The following is a 16087-nucleotide window of genomic DNA, read 5'->3' on the forward strand; positions in this document are numbered from 1 at the left end:
CTGGCGTGGTACACCATCTCGGCCTAGCCGCTTGGAACCAGCAAGCCCAAGTGGTGCCCATGCCTGGTGCTTGGTTCCTTGCACCAGCCTGCAGCAGTGGCCTGCAGGCCGATGTGGCTGCAAAGTTGGCCGAGTTTTTGGCCACGCAAGGTGCAGCGAGCCTACCCGTGCACGTTAGCACATCAGCCAATTTAATAAAACAACTGCCAGTAAGTGCAGCACTACAAACAAAGCAGCGGGACCTGCCCGTTAGCAGCAGCACATGGGGCTGGGTGGGGTTGTTGCAAACCCCAACGGCACGCATGCGCCCCGCGGGTAGTGCAAGCATAACGGCCAGCCGGGTAGAGCCTTACAGCCGCTACAGCATTATGCTTCAGCCGTTCGAATGGCTTGAGGGGGGGTTCAGATACAACAAAATCACCAATCGGGATGCAGGCCCTTTTGACTTTACTGGCGATCAAAAATTCATCGACAAAAATATTGACTTAAAGTTAAGGCTGATGCCAGAGGGTCGTTGGATGCCCGCATTAGCGATCGGTTTGCAAGACATCTGGGGAACGTCGTTATTCGCAGGCGAGTATCTTGTTGCATCAAAACGATTTGATAGGTTTGACTATTCACTAGGTATGGGTTGGGGATACTTAGGTAGTGCAGGGGATGTTGCAAATCCGTTAGGGATCGTATCTGATACTTTTAAGGAAAGACCCAAGGTGGACTTTGGTCTTGGTGGCGAGTTAAGCGCAAGTACATACTTTCGGGGTAGAGCGAGTTTATTTGGTGGTTTACAGTGGCATACACCGATCGAAAGGCTTACTTTCAAAGTGGAATATGAGGGAAACGACTACCAAAAAGAACCGTTGGATAATCCCCAAGTTCAAAACAGTAGGTTGAACTATGGATTTGTCTATAAGGCTTCCGACTCATTTCACTTCCATTTTGGGGTGGAGCGCGGCGATAAGCTCAGTGTAGCGATAAGTCTTTTTGAAAATTTGAGAACGATCAATACACCCAAGCTGAGTGACCCCAAGCCGCTAGCTGTGACCACGGGCCCCCGCCCGCAACAAGTGGATTGGAAGCAAACCCTACAACGTGTGCAGCAGCAAACCGATTGGCAAGTTACGCAAGTGGAGCAACGCGGCAGCGAGGTGAAACTCGACGTGCGCAATGGCGATGCGGCCTACTACAGCCAAACTTTAGAACGGGCGGCAGAAGTACTGCACCAAGACCTGCCAGAGGGTATTTCTTGGTTCACCATCAATTACGAAAACAATGGGGTGGATGTTGGCCAGCATGTAATAGACCGCAACAAGTTTGTTGCGCGGCGCACAGAATATGGCCTAGAAAGTACCCAACAAGACCAAGAAAAAGTGGCTATAGAGGGCTATAACTTCAACTACGAACCGGTGTACGAAGAACCCTTGGAGCGCTTTACTAACCAAACTGCGCTTGGTTACCGCCAGGTGCTGGGTGGGGCAGATGGGTTTTTGTACCAGTTTATTTTAGCGAACGACACGCGCATCAACTTAACTAAGAACACCTGGTTTGAAGGGCGCCTAGCCTACCGGCTAATTGATAACTTCGAAAAGTTTAAGCAGGTAGGGGTCAGCCGACTTCCCCAAGTGCGTACCAACCTGCGTGAATATGCGGTTACCTCTGACTTTACCATTCCCAACTTTGCACTTAAGCACATGGGTAAGTTGGCCGATGGACACTATTACGGTGTGTATGGCGGCTTGCTAGAGCAAATGTTTGCGGGTGTGGGTGCGGAGTATTTGTACCGCCCCATGAACAGCCGGTTTGCTGTGGGTGTGGATGTGAACAAAGTGCGCCAACGCGCCTTTGAGCAAGACTTTGATTTGCAAAGTTATGGAGTTAATACCGGCCACATAACCGCTTATGTAGATACAGGTATTGAGGACATACTAGCCAAGGTTAGCGTGGGACAGTATTTGGCAGGGGATAAGGGTGTTACGCTAGACTTTTCGCGCGAGTTTAACAACGGTGTGCGCATGGGTGCATTTGCTACCCGTACCAACGTAAGCGCCGAAGATTTTGGGGAAGGCAGCTTCGACAAAGGTATTTATTTAACCGTGCCGTTTAGTGCATTTTTCACCAAGAGCGTGCCAGGTGATGCGGTATTTTTGTGGAGGCCGCTGACTAGGGATGGTGGGGCGAAGCTGAATAGTGCTTTCAGTTTATATAAGCAGACAGCGGCTAGAAATCACAAAACCCTAAAATATTGGCCGGATTGAATCCAACTAGCATGGAGAATTATATGACTCAGAGGAAATTAGACGAGTCCGCGTTAAAAGCGTTTTATCACGAGGCCTTTGTAAGCGATCAACTGCGAGACTTTTCAGAGTTAACGCATAAGGTGCCTATTGTTGGAGTAGTGGTAGATATAGGTGGAGGTTGTGGCTTTTTCGCTGATGGTTTAGCTAAAAAGAACGGCTTAAATGTGCGTGTTCTTGATATGGACCCAGTATCTGTTGATACTTGTAGAATGGCGGGAATAGACGCCAAGATCGCAGATGCGGTGAATCCTCCCATAAGCGGAGATGAGTCGATTGTTTGTTTTAATTTGATCCTTCATCACATGGTGGCAGATTCTGAGTCAGCTACCAAGTTACTGCAGCAAAAAACTCTAGAAGTTTGGAGGCAGAAAACGGTAGGTATCTTCGTGAATGAATATATCTATGAGTCATGGATTGGAAACGCATCTGGTTGGTTGATTTATCAGGTCACTAAAAGCAAAGTATTATCAGCGGTCGGTAAACTCGTTTCAAAAGTTTTCCCTGTGTTGAAGGCAAATACTTTTGGGATTGGTGTCAGGTTTCGTGCACATAAAGAATGGATCAGCTTCTTTAAAAATATTGGTTTTGAGGTTAAAAAGGTGAAAATCGGTACTCCCGAACGCGTGGCCTTACCCCTTCGTATATTATTGATTAGGGAAATAAGACGGGACAGCTTTTGGCTAGAAAGCCAAAATGACGTTGAGAGACTGAGTGTTGATGCTTTTTAATTTTGCACCAGTCATACATGCACATACGTTGAATATTTAATTCACGTTAACGTATTTAGATGATGAGTTTATTAACATCGGGTAAAAAAGCCGGTGATTTGGCGGGCAATGCCCTCAACAGCAAACTGCTGCTTAAATAGCAGCTTGCATCGCTTGGGTAAGTCGGCGTCTAGATCAATTTGTTGAAGCAGTAGCTCGGTCATTTCAAGCAGCTCATTGAGGCTATTGCTTTCGCAAACTTTGCCAACTCGTGATTTGCGTACAAGCTCTGCAAGGTCGTTACCTGGGTTTATATTGGCCAAAACAGGCAAACCATTTTGCATGTAGGTTAAAAATTTACCTGGTATGTTGTGTGAGTTATGCCGTGGGTCTAGCGCCACAATCCCCACATGGCATTGAGCGTATAAGTCAGGAATTTCGTCAGGGTCAATTTCATCAAAAAACAAAGTGTTGGCAAGCTCCAAAGACTCAGCAGCATTTTTAAGCCGAAGGGCATCACTGCCACGTCCAACAAACAAAAACCCCACATCGTTTCTGCTACGCAGCTTGTCTGCCAGCGCTAACAAAATATCCATGCCTTGGGCAATGCCCATGTTGCCCGCGTATACAAGCACTTTGCGTTTTGCTAAAACGGTCTGCTCAATTCGGATTGAACACTTTTTAGTGGCCGGGCTGCCGAGCCAATTTTGCAAAACTTCTAACTGCCTCCCGGGCTTTGTTGCCCAGCTTTTAAAATAATTCAAGTTACCTGGGGTTTGAACACCAATGGCATCGGCTACAGAATACTGGTACTTGGCTACTGCACTAAAGCATGTATAAGGCAATCCCCCGCGCTTCATCAGGCCCATATCGGCCGCCCACTCGGGAAATATATCGCGAATAATCAAATAACTCTTGCAGCCGCTGCGGCGTTTTAACGCGCTCACCAACGGACCAAAAAAAATGGATGGTGAATACCAAACTACACCATCCCATTTACTGTTTGCAAAAGGGCTTTTTCGCAAATGCCAGAGCATTGCAAATGGCATAACAAACTCCGCCAATGTGCGGCGAATATAGCCAACGTCTTTGGTCTTTGGGGCCTTAAGTCGCAATACCTGGGCACCCTCAAAGTTTTCAAGTGCCCAGCTTCGCCCCTGCTCGTGGGTGGGCAGTAACACAGTCAAGAAGTGGCCTTGTTTTATGAGTTCGCGGGTCAGGTCGCGCAATTGAACTGCACCAGACGAACGCAAAGGCGGAAAAGTATCCGCAATCAAAACGATATGCATCGCTTCAGCTTCAATATTTTTTCCAAACCACGCGGTTCACGTAGTCGGTGTAACTGTGAATAATTCGTACCACCTTGTCGCTTACATTTGGCATGCTGTAGTCGTTTACTGGCCGAAGCAACCTGTTTTCGCCTTTTGGTTGGGTCTCCAGAATGGATAGGCCCTGCATTACCCGTTCGATGTTCAACCCTACCATCATCACCGCAGCCTCTTCGAATGCCTCGTGGCGCTCTTGGGTTTCACGCAAATTTAAGGCTGGGAAGTTCAAGATGGAAGACTCCTCGCTGATGGTGCCGCTATCCGAGAGCACCGCCTTGGCAGACATCTGTAAGCGCACGTAGTCGGTGAAGCCCAGCGGCTTGAGCAACTGGACACGGGGATGGAAGGCGGCGCCCATAGCCTGCACTCGCTTCTGGGTGCGAGGATGGGTGGACACGATCACAGGCAGGTCGAATTGCTCTGCCACGGCGTTTAGCAGCGCTACCAGACGCAGGAAGCTGGCATCTGAGTCGACGTTCTCCTCCCGGTGGGAACTCACGACAAAGTAACCGCCCTCGGACAGGGAAAGACGCTCCAGCACATCCGATTTGGCGATGCCGTCCTGGTAGTGTTTCAGCACTTCCGCCATGGGGCTGCCTGTCTTGATCACGAGGTCTGGCGGCAAGCCTTCCCGTAGCAGGCATTCACGCGCGATATCGCTGTAGGTGAGGTTCACGTCGGCGGTGTGGTCCACGATGCGTCGGTTGGTCTCTTCAGGCACTCGCATATCGAAGCAGCGGTTCCCGGCTTCCATGTGGAAGACGGGGATCTTGCGGCGCTTGGCAGGTATCACGGCCAGGCAACTGTTGGTGTCACCAAGCACCAGGAGCGCCTCCGGCGCCTCGGCCAGCAGCAGCTTGTCCAGGCCAGCGATCACATTGGCGATGGTCTCAGCAGCACTGCTGCCCGCTGCGCCCAGAAAGTGATCTGGCATGCGGATACCCAGGTCATCAAAGAAGATCTGGTTCAGCTCATAGTCGTAGTTCTGGCCGGTGTGGACGATCAAGTGATCGCAATGCAAGTCCAGTTGCGCCATGACGCGGGACAGCCGGATGATCTCCGGCCGGGTTCCCACCACGGTCATCACTTTGAGTTTCTTCATTAGGGGTTCTTCCCGCTTGGGCTCATTCTTCAGGTTCAACTTGCTCACCCTTGACAAGGGCCTGGATGAAGCGCAGCTTCATCAAGAGCTCGCTCATCCCATCGACGTCCAGGCGCACAGTGTTGTGGGAGTTATAGTCGGTCGCCTCGGAGATCTTCACCTCGCCTTGCTCCATGTACTTGCCATAGTTCAAGTCGCGCAGGTCGGGCGGCACGCGGTAGTAAGCACCCAGATCCTGGGCCGCCACCATCTCTTCACGGCTGAGCAAAGCTTCGTAAAGCTTTTCGCCATGGCGCGTGCCTATCACGTGGATGGGGTGCTCTGGGACACCCATTAGGGCGGTCAGTGATTTGGCTAGGGTTTCGATGGTCGCGGCAGGTGCCTTCTGCACGAAGATCTCGCCAGGCTTGCCATACTCGAAGGCGTACAGCACCAGATCCACCGCATCGTCTAGCGTCATCATGAAGCGGGTCATATTGGGATCGGTGATACTGATGGGCTGTCCTGCGCGGATCTGGTTGGTGAACAGCGGGATGACAGACCCACGCGAGGCCATGACGTTGCCATAGCGAGTAGTGCAGATAACGGTATCACCAGACGAGCGGGACTTGGCCACGATAACCTTTTCCATCATCGCTTTGCTGATGCCCATGGCGTTGATCGGGTACACCGCCTTGTCGGTGCTCAGGCAGACCACGCGCTTCACCCCGCAGTTAATGGCCGCCTCCAGCACGTTCTCAGTGCCCAGGACGTTGGTCTTTACGGCCTCCATGGGATGGAACTCGCAAGAGGGCACCTGTTTCAGCGCCGCGGCGTGATAGATGTAGTCCACACCCCGTACGGCATTGAGCACCGACTGGTAATCGCGAACATCGCCGATGTAGAACTTCAGCTTGGGGCTGGCAAAACGCTTGCGCATATCATCTTGCTTCTTCTCGTCCCGGCTGAGGATGCGGATCTCCTTCAGGTCAGAGTTGATAAAGCGGCGTAGCACCGCGTTGCCGAATGATCCTGTACCACCAGCGATCAGAAGAATCTTGTCCTTAAACACGTGAACTCCTTTTAGTTTCAGGACCGCTCAGGCAAAGCGGCACATTGAATCGACCAGCTCGGTCCAGTTGGCAGGCTGCCAGCCGGTCTCCGCACGGAATCGGCTCGAATCCAGCGAGCGGTCGATTACCAGCTTCTTATCTGGGACTATCTCGATGGCCTTGCCATAGGCGCGCTTCACGAGCTGCAGCAGGTCGTACTTGGTGATAGGCTCTGACGAGACATGCCACAGCCCTCGCAGGTCAGTTCGAGGCAGCACATGATCCCGGATCACCTTGGCCAGCTCGACCGTGGGCAAGCCCGAGAAGACGGCTCGGGTAAAGCCCCGGACGCACCCCTCCTGGGCCAGGAACCATCCCACCAGGCTGTGCGCACTGCTCAGTTCGTGACCGATGATCGAAGTGCGTAGCGTCACTGCGTTAGGCTCATCCACCTCGCCCAGCAGTTTGCTTCGCCCGTAAAGGTCCAGCGCATCTGGCGCATCCGATTCCTTGTAAAGCCCCTGGCGTCCAGTGAATACGCAGTCGGTGCTCACGTGGACGAGGCGTGCACCCGCCAGGGACGCCAAACGCGCTAGGCGGTGGGGCAGCAAGGCATTGATAGGCAGTGCCGCCAGAGGGTCTCCCGCTTCCGCCAATTGTTTGACCAGTCCGATGCAGTTAATCACGACACCCGGACGCACCCGGCTGAAGAGTTGCACGAGGTGATCCTGCTGCTCGACGTCAATACCGACATGGATGCGTGGCCGCAAGGCCTCATCGAAATGGCGAAGGCCCGCTGTGCTGCGCGCCGTGCCATGTGTTTCAAAGCCCTGGCTCTGGGAAAAAAGGCGGAATACTGCATTGCCCAGCATACCGGTGACGCCTAGCACCAGGACCTTTTGCGTTGAGGAGTGACGAGGTGTATTCATTGCTTAAAACTCCAAGTTGTAACCTTGTCCACTGCTGCACAATCAATTTCGCCGCCACTTCGTTGATGCGGAATGACGAAGGCCAAAAGTTGTGGATGAGTATCAGGATTATCAACGTACACTCTCAACACAATTGAGATCAGCGAAGTCATCCTGATGAAACGAACCTGACTAGTTTCGTTTGCATGGGCTAGGATTATTGAGTTGGCTAGAGTCTCACTCCCTGCCTTAGCACAGAGTCCAATTTTAGTACGACGCGCTGCAGCGATTTGCTCGGACGGTAATACCCCCATTTTTAACGGGATTCAAAAATAGAGCTTAGCCCGCCTGCATAGAGAGTGACGGATCAGGGAGCTGCTGCTGGATGCCGGAGATCTTTTCGACGATTGCCACCACCACTTGGGGGTACTGCACGGCGAAGGTGATCGACTTAATAAGTGGATGGAAGCCGTCAAAGCTCTCGAAAGTGTATTTACGCTCATTCAACGAGTCCATTAGAAACATCTTTTCAGTGTCAGGGAAGTGCTGGGCAATCATCGCCGCCACATCGGCAGGCAGAAAGTCATCCAACTCGAAGTGGCTGAGGCCAACCACTTTAGCCGACTCCTCGCATGCCTGAGCTAATCGTGCCACCTCGGCATAAAGGCGGTCACATGTCAGGTCGAGCAGCTGTTTTTGAGTAGGAATGTCTTGATTAGTCATGTGATTCAACCCGCGTTGTTCTTAATGTTGAGAATGGCGCGCCAAGTGTCGCGCGCGGTCTTGGCCCAACTGTAAAGACTGCCCTGCTGGCGGGCGCCTTCCGCCCAGCTCTGCGCTGTGTTGGGGTCCTCCAGAACCTTGCGCATGGCCCTTTCAATGCTTAGAGGATTAAACGGCGAAAAGTAGCCAATGTGACGCCCGCCAAACTCTGGCATGGGCTCCACATCCGAAGCCAGCAGAGGCCTGCCAGAGGCCAGAGCTTCCAGCATGATGTTTGGACAATTCTCGCAAGACGAGGCGAATACATTCGCCACCGCGTTTTGGTAATAGGCTGGCAGGTCTTTGTAAGGCACAGCCCCCAGCACTCGGACATGCTCATGCACACCCAGTTGACGGATGTGGGTGTGCAGTCTTTGGGCAGATTCGCCCTCAGCCTCTCCGATCAGAAGTAATCGGTGGGCATTTCGTACACGCGTCGGCAACATTGAAAATGCCTTCACCACTTCGTGATGGTGCTTGTAGGTGCCCAGCTTGGACACATACAGCAGATAGGGCTGGTCACCCGCTGCCGCAGGGCGCGGCAAGGGTGCCGTACCCAATCTGAACACTTCCGAGATACCATGTGGAATGGTCAGTGGGTTTGGAATATGTGCAAGCGTCTCGATTACTTGACGTGCGTACTCAGAGATGAAGATGGTCAGGTCCGCCTCCCTCATGCTTGTCAGCATAAGGCGCCGCAGCAAGCGCAGCCGAGCCCACTGTAGGCCAAGTGGGACGGCCTTCATCGCGATAGGATCGAAGGGCGTCATGTTCCGAAACATGGTGACCACCTTGCAACCCTTGGGTGGCTTTGTGGTGACCAGCCCACCTGGACAGAACAGCACATCGGCGCCAGTCTGTTTTAGGTAACGGGGAAGTGCCAGACGCTCCCAAGCAGCGCGCATCAGAGGATTCGCCGTCGGCCATAATGTATGCACCCGTTTGATCTTGGCGTGTTCTGGCAGCTTCAGGCGCATAGGTGCGAACACCTCTATCAGCAGCGTGTCGGAGGCAGGCAAATGGCTAAGCAGGTTGAGAAGGTAAGTTTGACCGCCGCCCTGACGAGCTGAGTAAGCGTTGATAACGATCTTCATGAATGCGGAGTCTCGGTGAGCAGGGAACGGTAGATGTCGATGTAGCGCTGGGCAGCGGTCTGAGCCGATAAGGGCAGCGTGAGCGCCTGGGCCCGAGCAGCGCGGATCAGGGCTTGACCGCGTGCCTCCACACTTTGGACCATGGCCGCGGCCAGTAGGCCGGGGTGAGCGGCGGGTGCGAAGAGGGCACTGTCGCCCACGGCAAACTCGCGATGCGCAGGGATGTCGGACAGCACTAAAGGGCATCCTGCTGCTGCTGCCTCGATCACCACGTTGGGATGTCCTTCCATGAGGCTGGCTGAGATGAACACATCAGCTGCACGTAGCCAACCTGAAAGGTTGGAGGTGTGGCCGCCAAGGTGGAGTCGGCCAGACAACCCTGTGGCCTCTATTAGGGCCAAGGTGTCCTCGCGCTCCGGGCCTTCCCCAAAGATCACGCCGTGGTGCTCGGGCAGCTTGAGCAAGGCCCCAGCGATGGCCTTCACCAGCACCGCCACATTCTTCTCGTGGCTCAACCGGCCTGCGGCAATCAGCAGTGGTCGACCCTCCAATCCCATCTGCGCCAGTGGTGCTGGCTCTGTGCTAGGTGGCGTAAGCGCGTTGCGCACCACATGCAATTGGGTTTGTGCTCCCTGCGACCGCCAATAATCCAAACCGCTGTCAGAGTTGGCAATGATGGCCCTCGCGCTTTTGCCGATGGCCACGCGAAAGCGGTTCTTCCATCCGCCCTTGGCATACATCCCGGCGGAAGAGCGTTCACTCAGGATGTGAGGCACTCCCATCCAGTGCGCAACCAAACCGCCCAATATGTCCATTTGAGGAAGCCATGTTTGTATGATGTGAGGTTTAACTTGCGCCACTATGTAACGAATGTCGGTCAACAAGCGAGGGTCATGACTGGCACGTGGCGGCAAGCGATGTAGTGGCACGTCGCCCGCGATCAAAGCGTCTGAATTAGGACCATCTGTATGGTAGCAAAGACTCGCACTGGTACCGTTTCGTTGCATCAAAGGCAACAAAAGTGAAACTTGGCGCTCGGCTCCACCTGTTCCCAGCGATGCAATCAAGTGTAGGATGCGTAAGGTCATATGCTACTGTTCCTGACACTCGGAGGTCGACTATCTCGTGATCTGAAGAGTCTCATCACTAGAATGACTGGTAGTACTTGGTAAAGCGCTCGTACCGCGACAGAAAATGTCGTATCTCTGTAGCACTGATAACAAACTGCTGTCAGCCATACATACGTAAATATCTTAGCTATCGTCGCTCCGTCTCCCATCAAATAATTCCTCAGGTATCGAAAGAGGATACCCAAAATCAGACCACGAATTGCAGCCTCCGGCACACCAAAGCCCACCGCACTCTCAGAAAGTACCCCAAAGGCAAAACCGCCGCCCGCATCAGAATATTCTGGGTAAAAGGTTTGTGAATACCACTGAGCAGGGTCTAGCTTCGTACCACCTATCAATTGCGAAGGTATTAGTCTAAGCACATCAACCAAGTAGATGGCAAACCGCACTTCCTCGCCCCAACCTGCCGCAAAGCGCTCCTTGAGATCTATCGTGTTGATGAACAAAGCAGTGAATTCACCTGTCTGAAAGAGATAAAGCAATCCAGCATCATCGTTTTGGTCTCGCAGCATTCCGGCGATCATGAAGAGGATCAATGCCGGGAAAACATAGGTGACCGCTCTGCGCAAGGTAAAACCGCGCACAAATATGGAACTCGCGACAACATATGAGAGAAACGCCAAGAATGCTACAGTTCTGCTGCCGCCCGATAACGATGCATGGATCATGTTTAACGCCAAGAAAAACGCGACCCATGAATGACGGTACGGTTTAGCCGCAATTACCACCACCACGGCAGCAACAAGAGATGAGAATTGCAACTGATTCAAAACACCGTGTATCTGTTGGACTAAAACAGGAGCACCTCTCAAGACGGTGTAGCTACTTATGTAGTCATTCGGGGCACTATTACCCCAGATCAGCGCTAATAATGACGGTAACAGGGATGCAGAGAGAGCCATTAATACAATGGGTCTCACTAGCCTCTGAGCTTCTATGGAGACGGTATCAACAAGTCTCGTGGCCGTTTTGTTTCCACCCGAAAAATAACCTAACAAAAATCCAATGAACAAAAGTAGGTGCATCCACTGAACATGTTCCACATCAACAACATCAAAGCCCATTGAAAGACGATAGTCCATGATTTGGCCCACATCCTGATGGGCGAGAAGAAGGCCTACGCTGGGCACGAAACCGTACGCCAGTAAAATAGAGGCAAAGATGACGCCGAGATCCAGCCCCTTAGTCCGTGTATTCCTGGCTCTCGCGCTCAATAAATACAGTGTAATCCCTAGTAAGGGAAACAAAAAAGGATATACGTAGATCAACTTTCGGCTTTCCTATTGGCCCGCGTTTGCGGACCTCCACGCCTGGAACATCAACACATTCCAAAGATAGCTGCTACGGTCGAACTGGCCTGACAGATGCTCCTGCCATAGGGTGCGAACGGGCCTCGCATCCAGCAGGCCACCATCGCGTAGGCGACTCTCGCTGAGCAAGTCTTCGGCCCACTGGCGCAATGGGCCACGCAACCACGCTGCCAGCGGCACAGAGAAACCCGTCTTGGGGCGTTCTATCAAGGCCTTGGGCACATGTCGGTACAGCACTTGCCTCAACGCCCATTTGCCCGCGCCCTCGCGGGTCAGGGCATGGCCGGGCAAAGCAAAGGCCAGCTCCACCACGCGGTGATCCAGTAACGGGGCACGCGCTTCCAGGCTGGCATTCATCGAGGCCCGGTCAACCTTGACCAGCAAGTCGTCAGGCAGGTACTGGCCCACATCCCAGCGGCGCATCGCCTCTATTGGACCCAGGCGGTCATCCCAATGATCCAGCGTGAAGGACTGGGGAGGCAACCCCAGCACGAGGTTTTCTTCCGGCTGCCACTGCGACATCAGGCGCACATACATCTCGCCCAGGCTGCGGGTGACCAGCAATTGGGCCAGGCGGTGTATGCGGCGGCCATTGATGCTCTGCCGCTTGGAAGCAGGTAGCACGGACAGCACCTTGTCCCAAGCCCCCGCGGAGGGCGTGCCCAGCACTGCTGACGCCGCCTTGCGCAAAGGTAAGGGCAGGCCGTTGACCTTGCGCCACAGATTCGCGGTCAGCGCATAGCGGGGATAGCCGGCGAACAGCTCATCCCCGCCGTCACCCGACAGCGAGACAGTCACGTGCTGCTTGGTCAAATGCGAGACTAATGTGGTGGGGATCTGTGACGAATCGGCAAAAGGCTCATCGTAAATGCCCGGCAAACGGGGGATCAGTTGCTCCGCGTCCTTGGCCGTCACATAGAGCTCGGTATGCTCGGTGCCCAGATGGCGGGCCACTTCTTTTGCGAAGGGAGCCTCGTTGAACTCAGGCTGGTCAAAGCCGATGGTGAAGGTGCGCACCGGTCGGCTGCTGAGCTTTTGCATCAATGCCACCACGGTGCTCGAGTCGACCCCGCCCGACAGGAACGCGCCCAGCGGTACGTCCGCCACTATCTGCAAGCGGATGGCCTCGGTGAGACGGGCTTGGACCTCGTCCACCAGCTGGTCATCGGGGGCCTCCGCTAGGCGGGCTGCCAGCTCGGCGTGGCCATTCGCACCCAGCGACCAGAAGGGGACTGGCTCTTTGTCTGCATCTTGCACACTACACAGTTCCAGCCAGTGCCCCGGAGGCAACTTCTGGATGCCTTTCCAAATCGAGCGGGGCGCTGGCAAATAGGCGAAGCGGAGGAACTCGCTTACGGCCTCGCGATCGATCTCCAGCGCGCCGCCAGCCACCGCGGTCAAGGCCTTGAGCTCAGACCCGAACAGCACGCGGTCGCCCACTCGGCCGTAGTAGAGGGGCTTCTCACCCACGCGGTCACGCGCGAGCGTGAGCACCTTACGCTGGCGGTCCCAGAGCGATATCGCGAACATACCCACCACCTTGTGCAGCGTTGCTTCAATGCCCCAGGCCTCAACGCAGCCCAACAGCACTTCGGTGTCGCTATGCCCGCGCCAGACAGGTGCCTGGCTGGCCTGCTCTAGGGTCGATCGAAGTTCGGCGAAGTTGTAAATCTCGCCGTTGTAAGATAAGACCCACCGACCGCTGGCGGAGATCATGGGCTGATGCCCATGCGGAGAAAGATCGATTATGGACAGCCTGCGCTGCCCTAGACCAATTCCTGCCTGATTGTCAGTCCAGATGCCCGAATCGTCCGGTCCCCTGTGCGTGATGGGGTCGGTCATCCGTTTGAGTTCGGGGAACAGGGCCGGAGAACACCGCCAAGTTGCAATTCCTGCGATTCCGCACATATATATTTCCAGTATTTCGTTTTTATCAGTTACCGAGGTACGGTGCAATTAGACTCGGTAACTGTCGCAGGCGATTAACTACGCGATGGTCGGCCATGGTTCGAAGGAATCCTTCGCGCGCAAGCTCCTTCCTTTCTCTAGGGTGGGTGAGCAGATGGTCAAGTTGGGGAATAAGATCCTCTGCTTCGTCATATCCCCTAATTTCGAGGCCCACTTCATAGAAGGTCTGCAAATATTCGCCGCCATCACTGAGTTGCGCTACTCCGTTCGCTGGCAGATCGAACAAGCGGTAATTACCCACGGTGAACTTACCCCGAAGGTGGGCATTAACTCCGAGTTTTGTGCGGCGGTATAGAGGTACGTAATCTTCAAAACGAATTGGTGTGACCCATATTGGAGTTCGGTATTTGAAATTGAAGTACAGATTTTTTTTAACTGAAGCCAGTCCATAGACTTGAAACCGCTTACCAAACGCCTTGCGAATTGAAGCAAGGAAAGGCATTTTGTCTAAGTAGAGAGCGCCCACGAAGATGATGTCGATGTCACGCTCCATAGACATCAGCCGCTCTTCGGTAACTTGCGGACAGCAAAATTGATCAAACACTGCCAGCGGCCAGAGATCGTGTCTCTTAGCCCCGCAGTAGTCAAGCTTCTCTGCCATTGTTAGATCGCGGCTGTACGCTGGGCTGTGGTATAGCACATGGTCGTATGCATGAACGTATGCAAAGTCGCGGTCATATGCGGTCGAGGGGCCGTCAGTGGTGCGGATGACCTTGTAGGTGTCGAGTGTTCTAAGAAACTCAGGGTGATAGGGGTGACAATTGTCGACAAGCAGCACATTGGTTTGCTCGGCCCTCATAATTTCTTTGAGAGCTTTGTACATATGCATCAATCTTACCTCGTGCTTGTAGTATAGGTTGTCTAGCTGCTGCGCTCGCAAGTACAGCGAAGGGTCAAGAAACTGGCCATGGTTGAATGGGACAAACGTAACTTGATCATTGCTAGCACTACGGATTTCCCGATCCCAGTAAATCGCTTCGAAACCATTCTTGTTGTAAGAATACAGAATCTTCACTTACTCAGCTTCCTTTTGGGAGTTGTTGTCGCCCACTAACTCCAACTGCCATGGTTGCAACACAGCCTATACAGTAAGCTGTGAAATAGGCCCAGCCAGCACCGACTAGACTCAAATGGTGCAACATCCAGGCCGCGGCGGTCAGGTAAAGAAAGTCACGCGGTATGATGATAAAAAAGAGGGATTGCCACATCCTCCCCGAGGACTGTACCAGCTGATATGCCGCAACCCCGATCAATTCAGGAATGACCGAGAGTAGAAGTACCAGCAGCAGGTCTTGTCCCTCTTTGAAGCCTGGCCCATACAGGTCGAGGATATTTTCTGATGCATAGGCTAGCGTGATGACCGCAGGGATTGAAACGCCCAGACCGATAAGCAAATTTGCCCTGAAGACTAGCCAGTATTCGATACCTTGATTGCGGCCCTTTAATCGGCTAAGTACTGATGATGTAACTGTATTGAGAAGGATAGGGAGCTGCAATACTGATTGACGAATTTGGTGTGCTACGGCAAACAAACCTACCCACGCGAATCCATTAGGTTGACGTGCTACTAGAGCAGTCACACCCCACAGGCAGGGTAGAGTGACTAGACTGGCTAGCCCAGCGGGTAGTGCAAACCTCCAAATCAACAACCAGTCTTCAGATTGAGACGCACTAAACCTCACGATGCCGTGGTCTCGACAGCAGGCAAGAAGTGCCCTTCGGAATAACCACCAGCGAGCAGCAGCTGAAAAGCAAAATGCAATAATTGCACCGTCCAGACTCCAGGCCCAAGCAGCTCCAAGTGAGCATAAAAGATGCAAAAGGCCTACCCAAGCGCCCGCTGCGCTAATAGCACGGAAGGCACCAAAGCCCTGTAAGGCACCCTGAAGGTACACTGTTTGCACATGAAAAAGCGAGGCCATAGAGGCCCATTGCAAAGTAGGTGCTACCCCTGGGTTATCTAACAATTCTTCGGCTAACCAAGATGCGCCAAACGCGAGTAGTAGCGATGCGGCGATGCCAGTGGTGAGGGTGAAAACGGCGCAAACGTGGAGAACTCCTCCGATCCGCGAACGCTTTTCGTATAGCCATTCACCCACAAACTTTGTGCCGATGATGCCCACCCCTCCCTGAGCGACACCTACGATTGTCATCACAGTAGTAGTGGCCAATGCATACACTCCAAATGTCTCTAGGCCCAGTACCCTAGCCAATATTAGGCCCGTGAGTAAGACTGATCCCTGGAGGCAAATGGTTGAGACTAGGTTCCAGCCAAACCCAGAAACAAGCTTCGTCCGAAATGCATTAGTAGCTTCTCGAATGGTCGAAAAGAACAGGCTACTCATTGTGTGAAAGGCAAAGTTTTGTCTCTATTGCAAGTGCTGGATTCTGATTGGTAAAAGTCAAAGGGTTGGTTATTTGTGATGAACCACAGAAACCAAGAATCTATGTCA

At 53.2% G+C, this 16087-nt stretch carries 13 protein-coding genes; 2 read left to right on the forward strand and 11 right to left on the reverse strand.

Features of this window, described 5'->3' with window-relative positions; genetic code table 11:
- Together ACEQU8_RS06330 and ACEQU8_RS06335 are read left to right on the forward strand one after the other, a co-directional pair.
- A partial coding sequence (locus tag ACEQU8_RS06330) for a YjbH domain-containing protein (protein ID WP_370262349.1) occupies positions 1-2252 on the forward strand: 2252 nt, incomplete at its 5' end.
- Positions 2253-2275: 23 nt separating this feature from the next.
- Entirely contained in the window at positions 2276-3022 is a 747-nt protein-coding gene (locus ACEQU8_RS06335; protein WP_370262350.1) for a hypothetical protein, read from the forward strand.
- 71 nt (positions 3023-3093) lie between these two features.
- On the opposite strand, the gene ACEQU8_RS06340 is transcribed toward ACEQU8_RS06335, so the two are convergent.
- From ACEQU8_RS06340 to ACEQU8_RS06390, 11 genes are all read right to left on the reverse strand, one after another.
- Complete coding sequence (locus ACEQU8_RS06340; protein ID WP_370262352.1) at positions 3094-4290, reverse strand: glycosyltransferase family 4 protein; 1197 nt, start codon at positions 4288-4290, stop codon at positions 3094-3096.
- Between the two features lie 10 nt (positions 4291-4300).
- Entirely contained in the window at positions 4301-5431 is a 1131-nt protein-coding gene (gene wecB / locus ACEQU8_RS06345; protein ID WP_370262353.1) for a non-hydrolyzing UDP-N-acetylglucosamine 2-epimerase, read from the reverse strand.
- 22 nt (positions 5432-5453) lie between these two features.
- Positions 5454-6482, reverse strand: a complete 1029-nt coding sequence (locus ACEQU8_RS06350; RefSeq protein WP_370262354.1) for a polysaccharide biosynthesis protein — start codon at positions 6480-6482, stop codon at positions 5454-5456.
- 27 nt (positions 6483-6509) lie between these two features.
- Positions 6510-7391 carry a dTDP-4-dehydrorhamnose reductase family protein gene (locus ACEQU8_RS06355; protein WP_370262356.1) on the reverse strand — a complete coding sequence of 294 codons (882 nt, stop codon included), beginning with the start codon at positions 7389-7391 and terminating at the stop codon, positions 6510-6512.
- A gap of 318 nt (positions 7392-7709) precedes the next feature.
- Positions 7710-8093 carry a hypothetical protein gene (locus tag ACEQU8_RS06360; RefSeq protein ID WP_370262357.1) on the reverse strand — a complete coding sequence of 128 codons (384 nt, stop codon included), beginning with the start codon at positions 8091-8093 and terminating at the stop codon, positions 7710-7712.
- Positions 8094-8098: 5 nt separating this feature from the next.
- Positions 8099-9226, reverse strand: a complete 1128-nt coding sequence (locus ACEQU8_RS06365; RefSeq protein WP_370262358.1) for a glycosyltransferase family 4 protein — start codon at positions 9224-9226, stop codon at positions 8099-8101.
- Positions 9223-10314 carry a glycosyltransferase gene (locus ACEQU8_RS06370; RefSeq protein WP_370262360.1) on the reverse strand — a complete coding sequence of 364 codons (1092 nt, stop codon included), beginning with the start codon at positions 10312-10314 and terminating at the stop codon, positions 9223-9225. The genes ACEQU8_RS06365 and ACEQU8_RS06370 overlap by 4 nt, the downstream gene beginning before the upstream one ends.
- Positions 10311-11624: a hypothetical protein gene (locus ACEQU8_RS06375; RefSeq protein ID WP_372521230.1), complete on the reverse strand. Its 1314-nt coding sequence runs from the start codon at positions 11622-11624 to the stop codon at positions 10311-10313. The genes ACEQU8_RS06370 and ACEQU8_RS06375 overlap by 4 nt, the downstream gene beginning before the upstream one ends.
- A gap of 12 nt (positions 11625-11636) precedes the next feature.
- Positions 11637-13574: an asparagine synthase (glutamine-hydrolyzing) gene (asnB, locus tag ACEQU8_RS06380; RefSeq protein WP_370262362.1), complete on the reverse strand. Its 1938-nt coding sequence runs from the start codon at positions 13572-13574 to the stop codon at positions 11637-11639.
- Positions 13575-13599: 25 nt separating this feature from the next.
- On the reverse strand, positions 13600-14649 hold the full coding sequence (locus tag ACEQU8_RS06385; RefSeq protein WP_370262363.1) for a glycosyltransferase: 1050 nt from the start codon (positions 14647-14649) through the stop codon (positions 13600-13602).
- A 4-nt stretch (positions 14650-14653) separates the two neighbouring features.
- Positions 14654-15979 carry an oligosaccharide flippase family protein gene (locus ACEQU8_RS06390; RefSeq protein WP_370262365.1) on the reverse strand — a complete coding sequence of 442 codons (1326 nt, stop codon included), beginning with the start codon at positions 15977-15979 and terminating at the stop codon, positions 14654-14656.
- Positions 15980-16087: the final 108 nt, after the last annotated feature.

The sequence above is a fragment of the Limnobacter sp. genome (genome assembly GCF_964228395.1).
Lineage (GTDB): Bacteria > Pseudomonadota > Gammaproteobacteria > Burkholderiales > Burkholderiaceae_B > Limnobacter.

Excerpts from the sequence above, each read along its gene's own strand:
- ACEQU8_RS06335 (WP_370262350.1), top strand. The coding sequence starts at position 2,276 with ATGACTCAGAGGAAATTAGACGAGTCCGCGTTAAAAGCGTTTTATCAC.
- ACEQU8_RS06340 (WP_370262352.1), bottom strand. The coding sequence starts at position 4,290 with ATGCATATCGTTTTGATTGCGGATACTTTTCCGCCTTTGCGTTCGTCT.
- wecB (WP_370262353.1), bottom strand. The coding sequence starts at position 5,431 with ATGAAGAAACTCAAAGTGATGACCGTGGTGGGAACCCGGCCGGAGATC.
- ACEQU8_RS06355 (WP_370262356.1), bottom strand. The coding sequence starts at position 7,391 with ATGAATACACCTCGTCACTCCTCAACGCAAAAGGTCCTGGTGCTAGGC.
- ACEQU8_RS06360 (WP_370262357.1), bottom strand. The coding sequence starts at position 8,093 with ATGACTAATCAAGACATTCCTACTCAAAAACAGCTGCTCGACCTGACA.
- ACEQU8_RS06365 (WP_370262358.1), bottom strand. The coding sequence starts at position 9,226 with ATGAAGATCGTTATCAACGCTTACTCAGCTCGTCAGGGCGGCGGTCAA.
- ACEQU8_RS06370 (WP_370262360.1), bottom strand. The coding sequence starts at position 10,314 with ATGACCTTACGCATCCTACACTTGATTGCATCGCTGGGAACAGGTGGA.
- asnB (WP_370262362.1), bottom strand. The coding sequence starts at position 13,574 with ATGTGCGGAATCGCAGGAATTGCAACTTGGCGGTGTTCTCCGGCCCTG.
- ACEQU8_RS06390 (WP_370262365.1), bottom strand. The coding sequence starts at position 15,979 with ATGAGTAGCCTGTTCTTTTCGACCATTCGAGAAGCTACTAATGCATTT.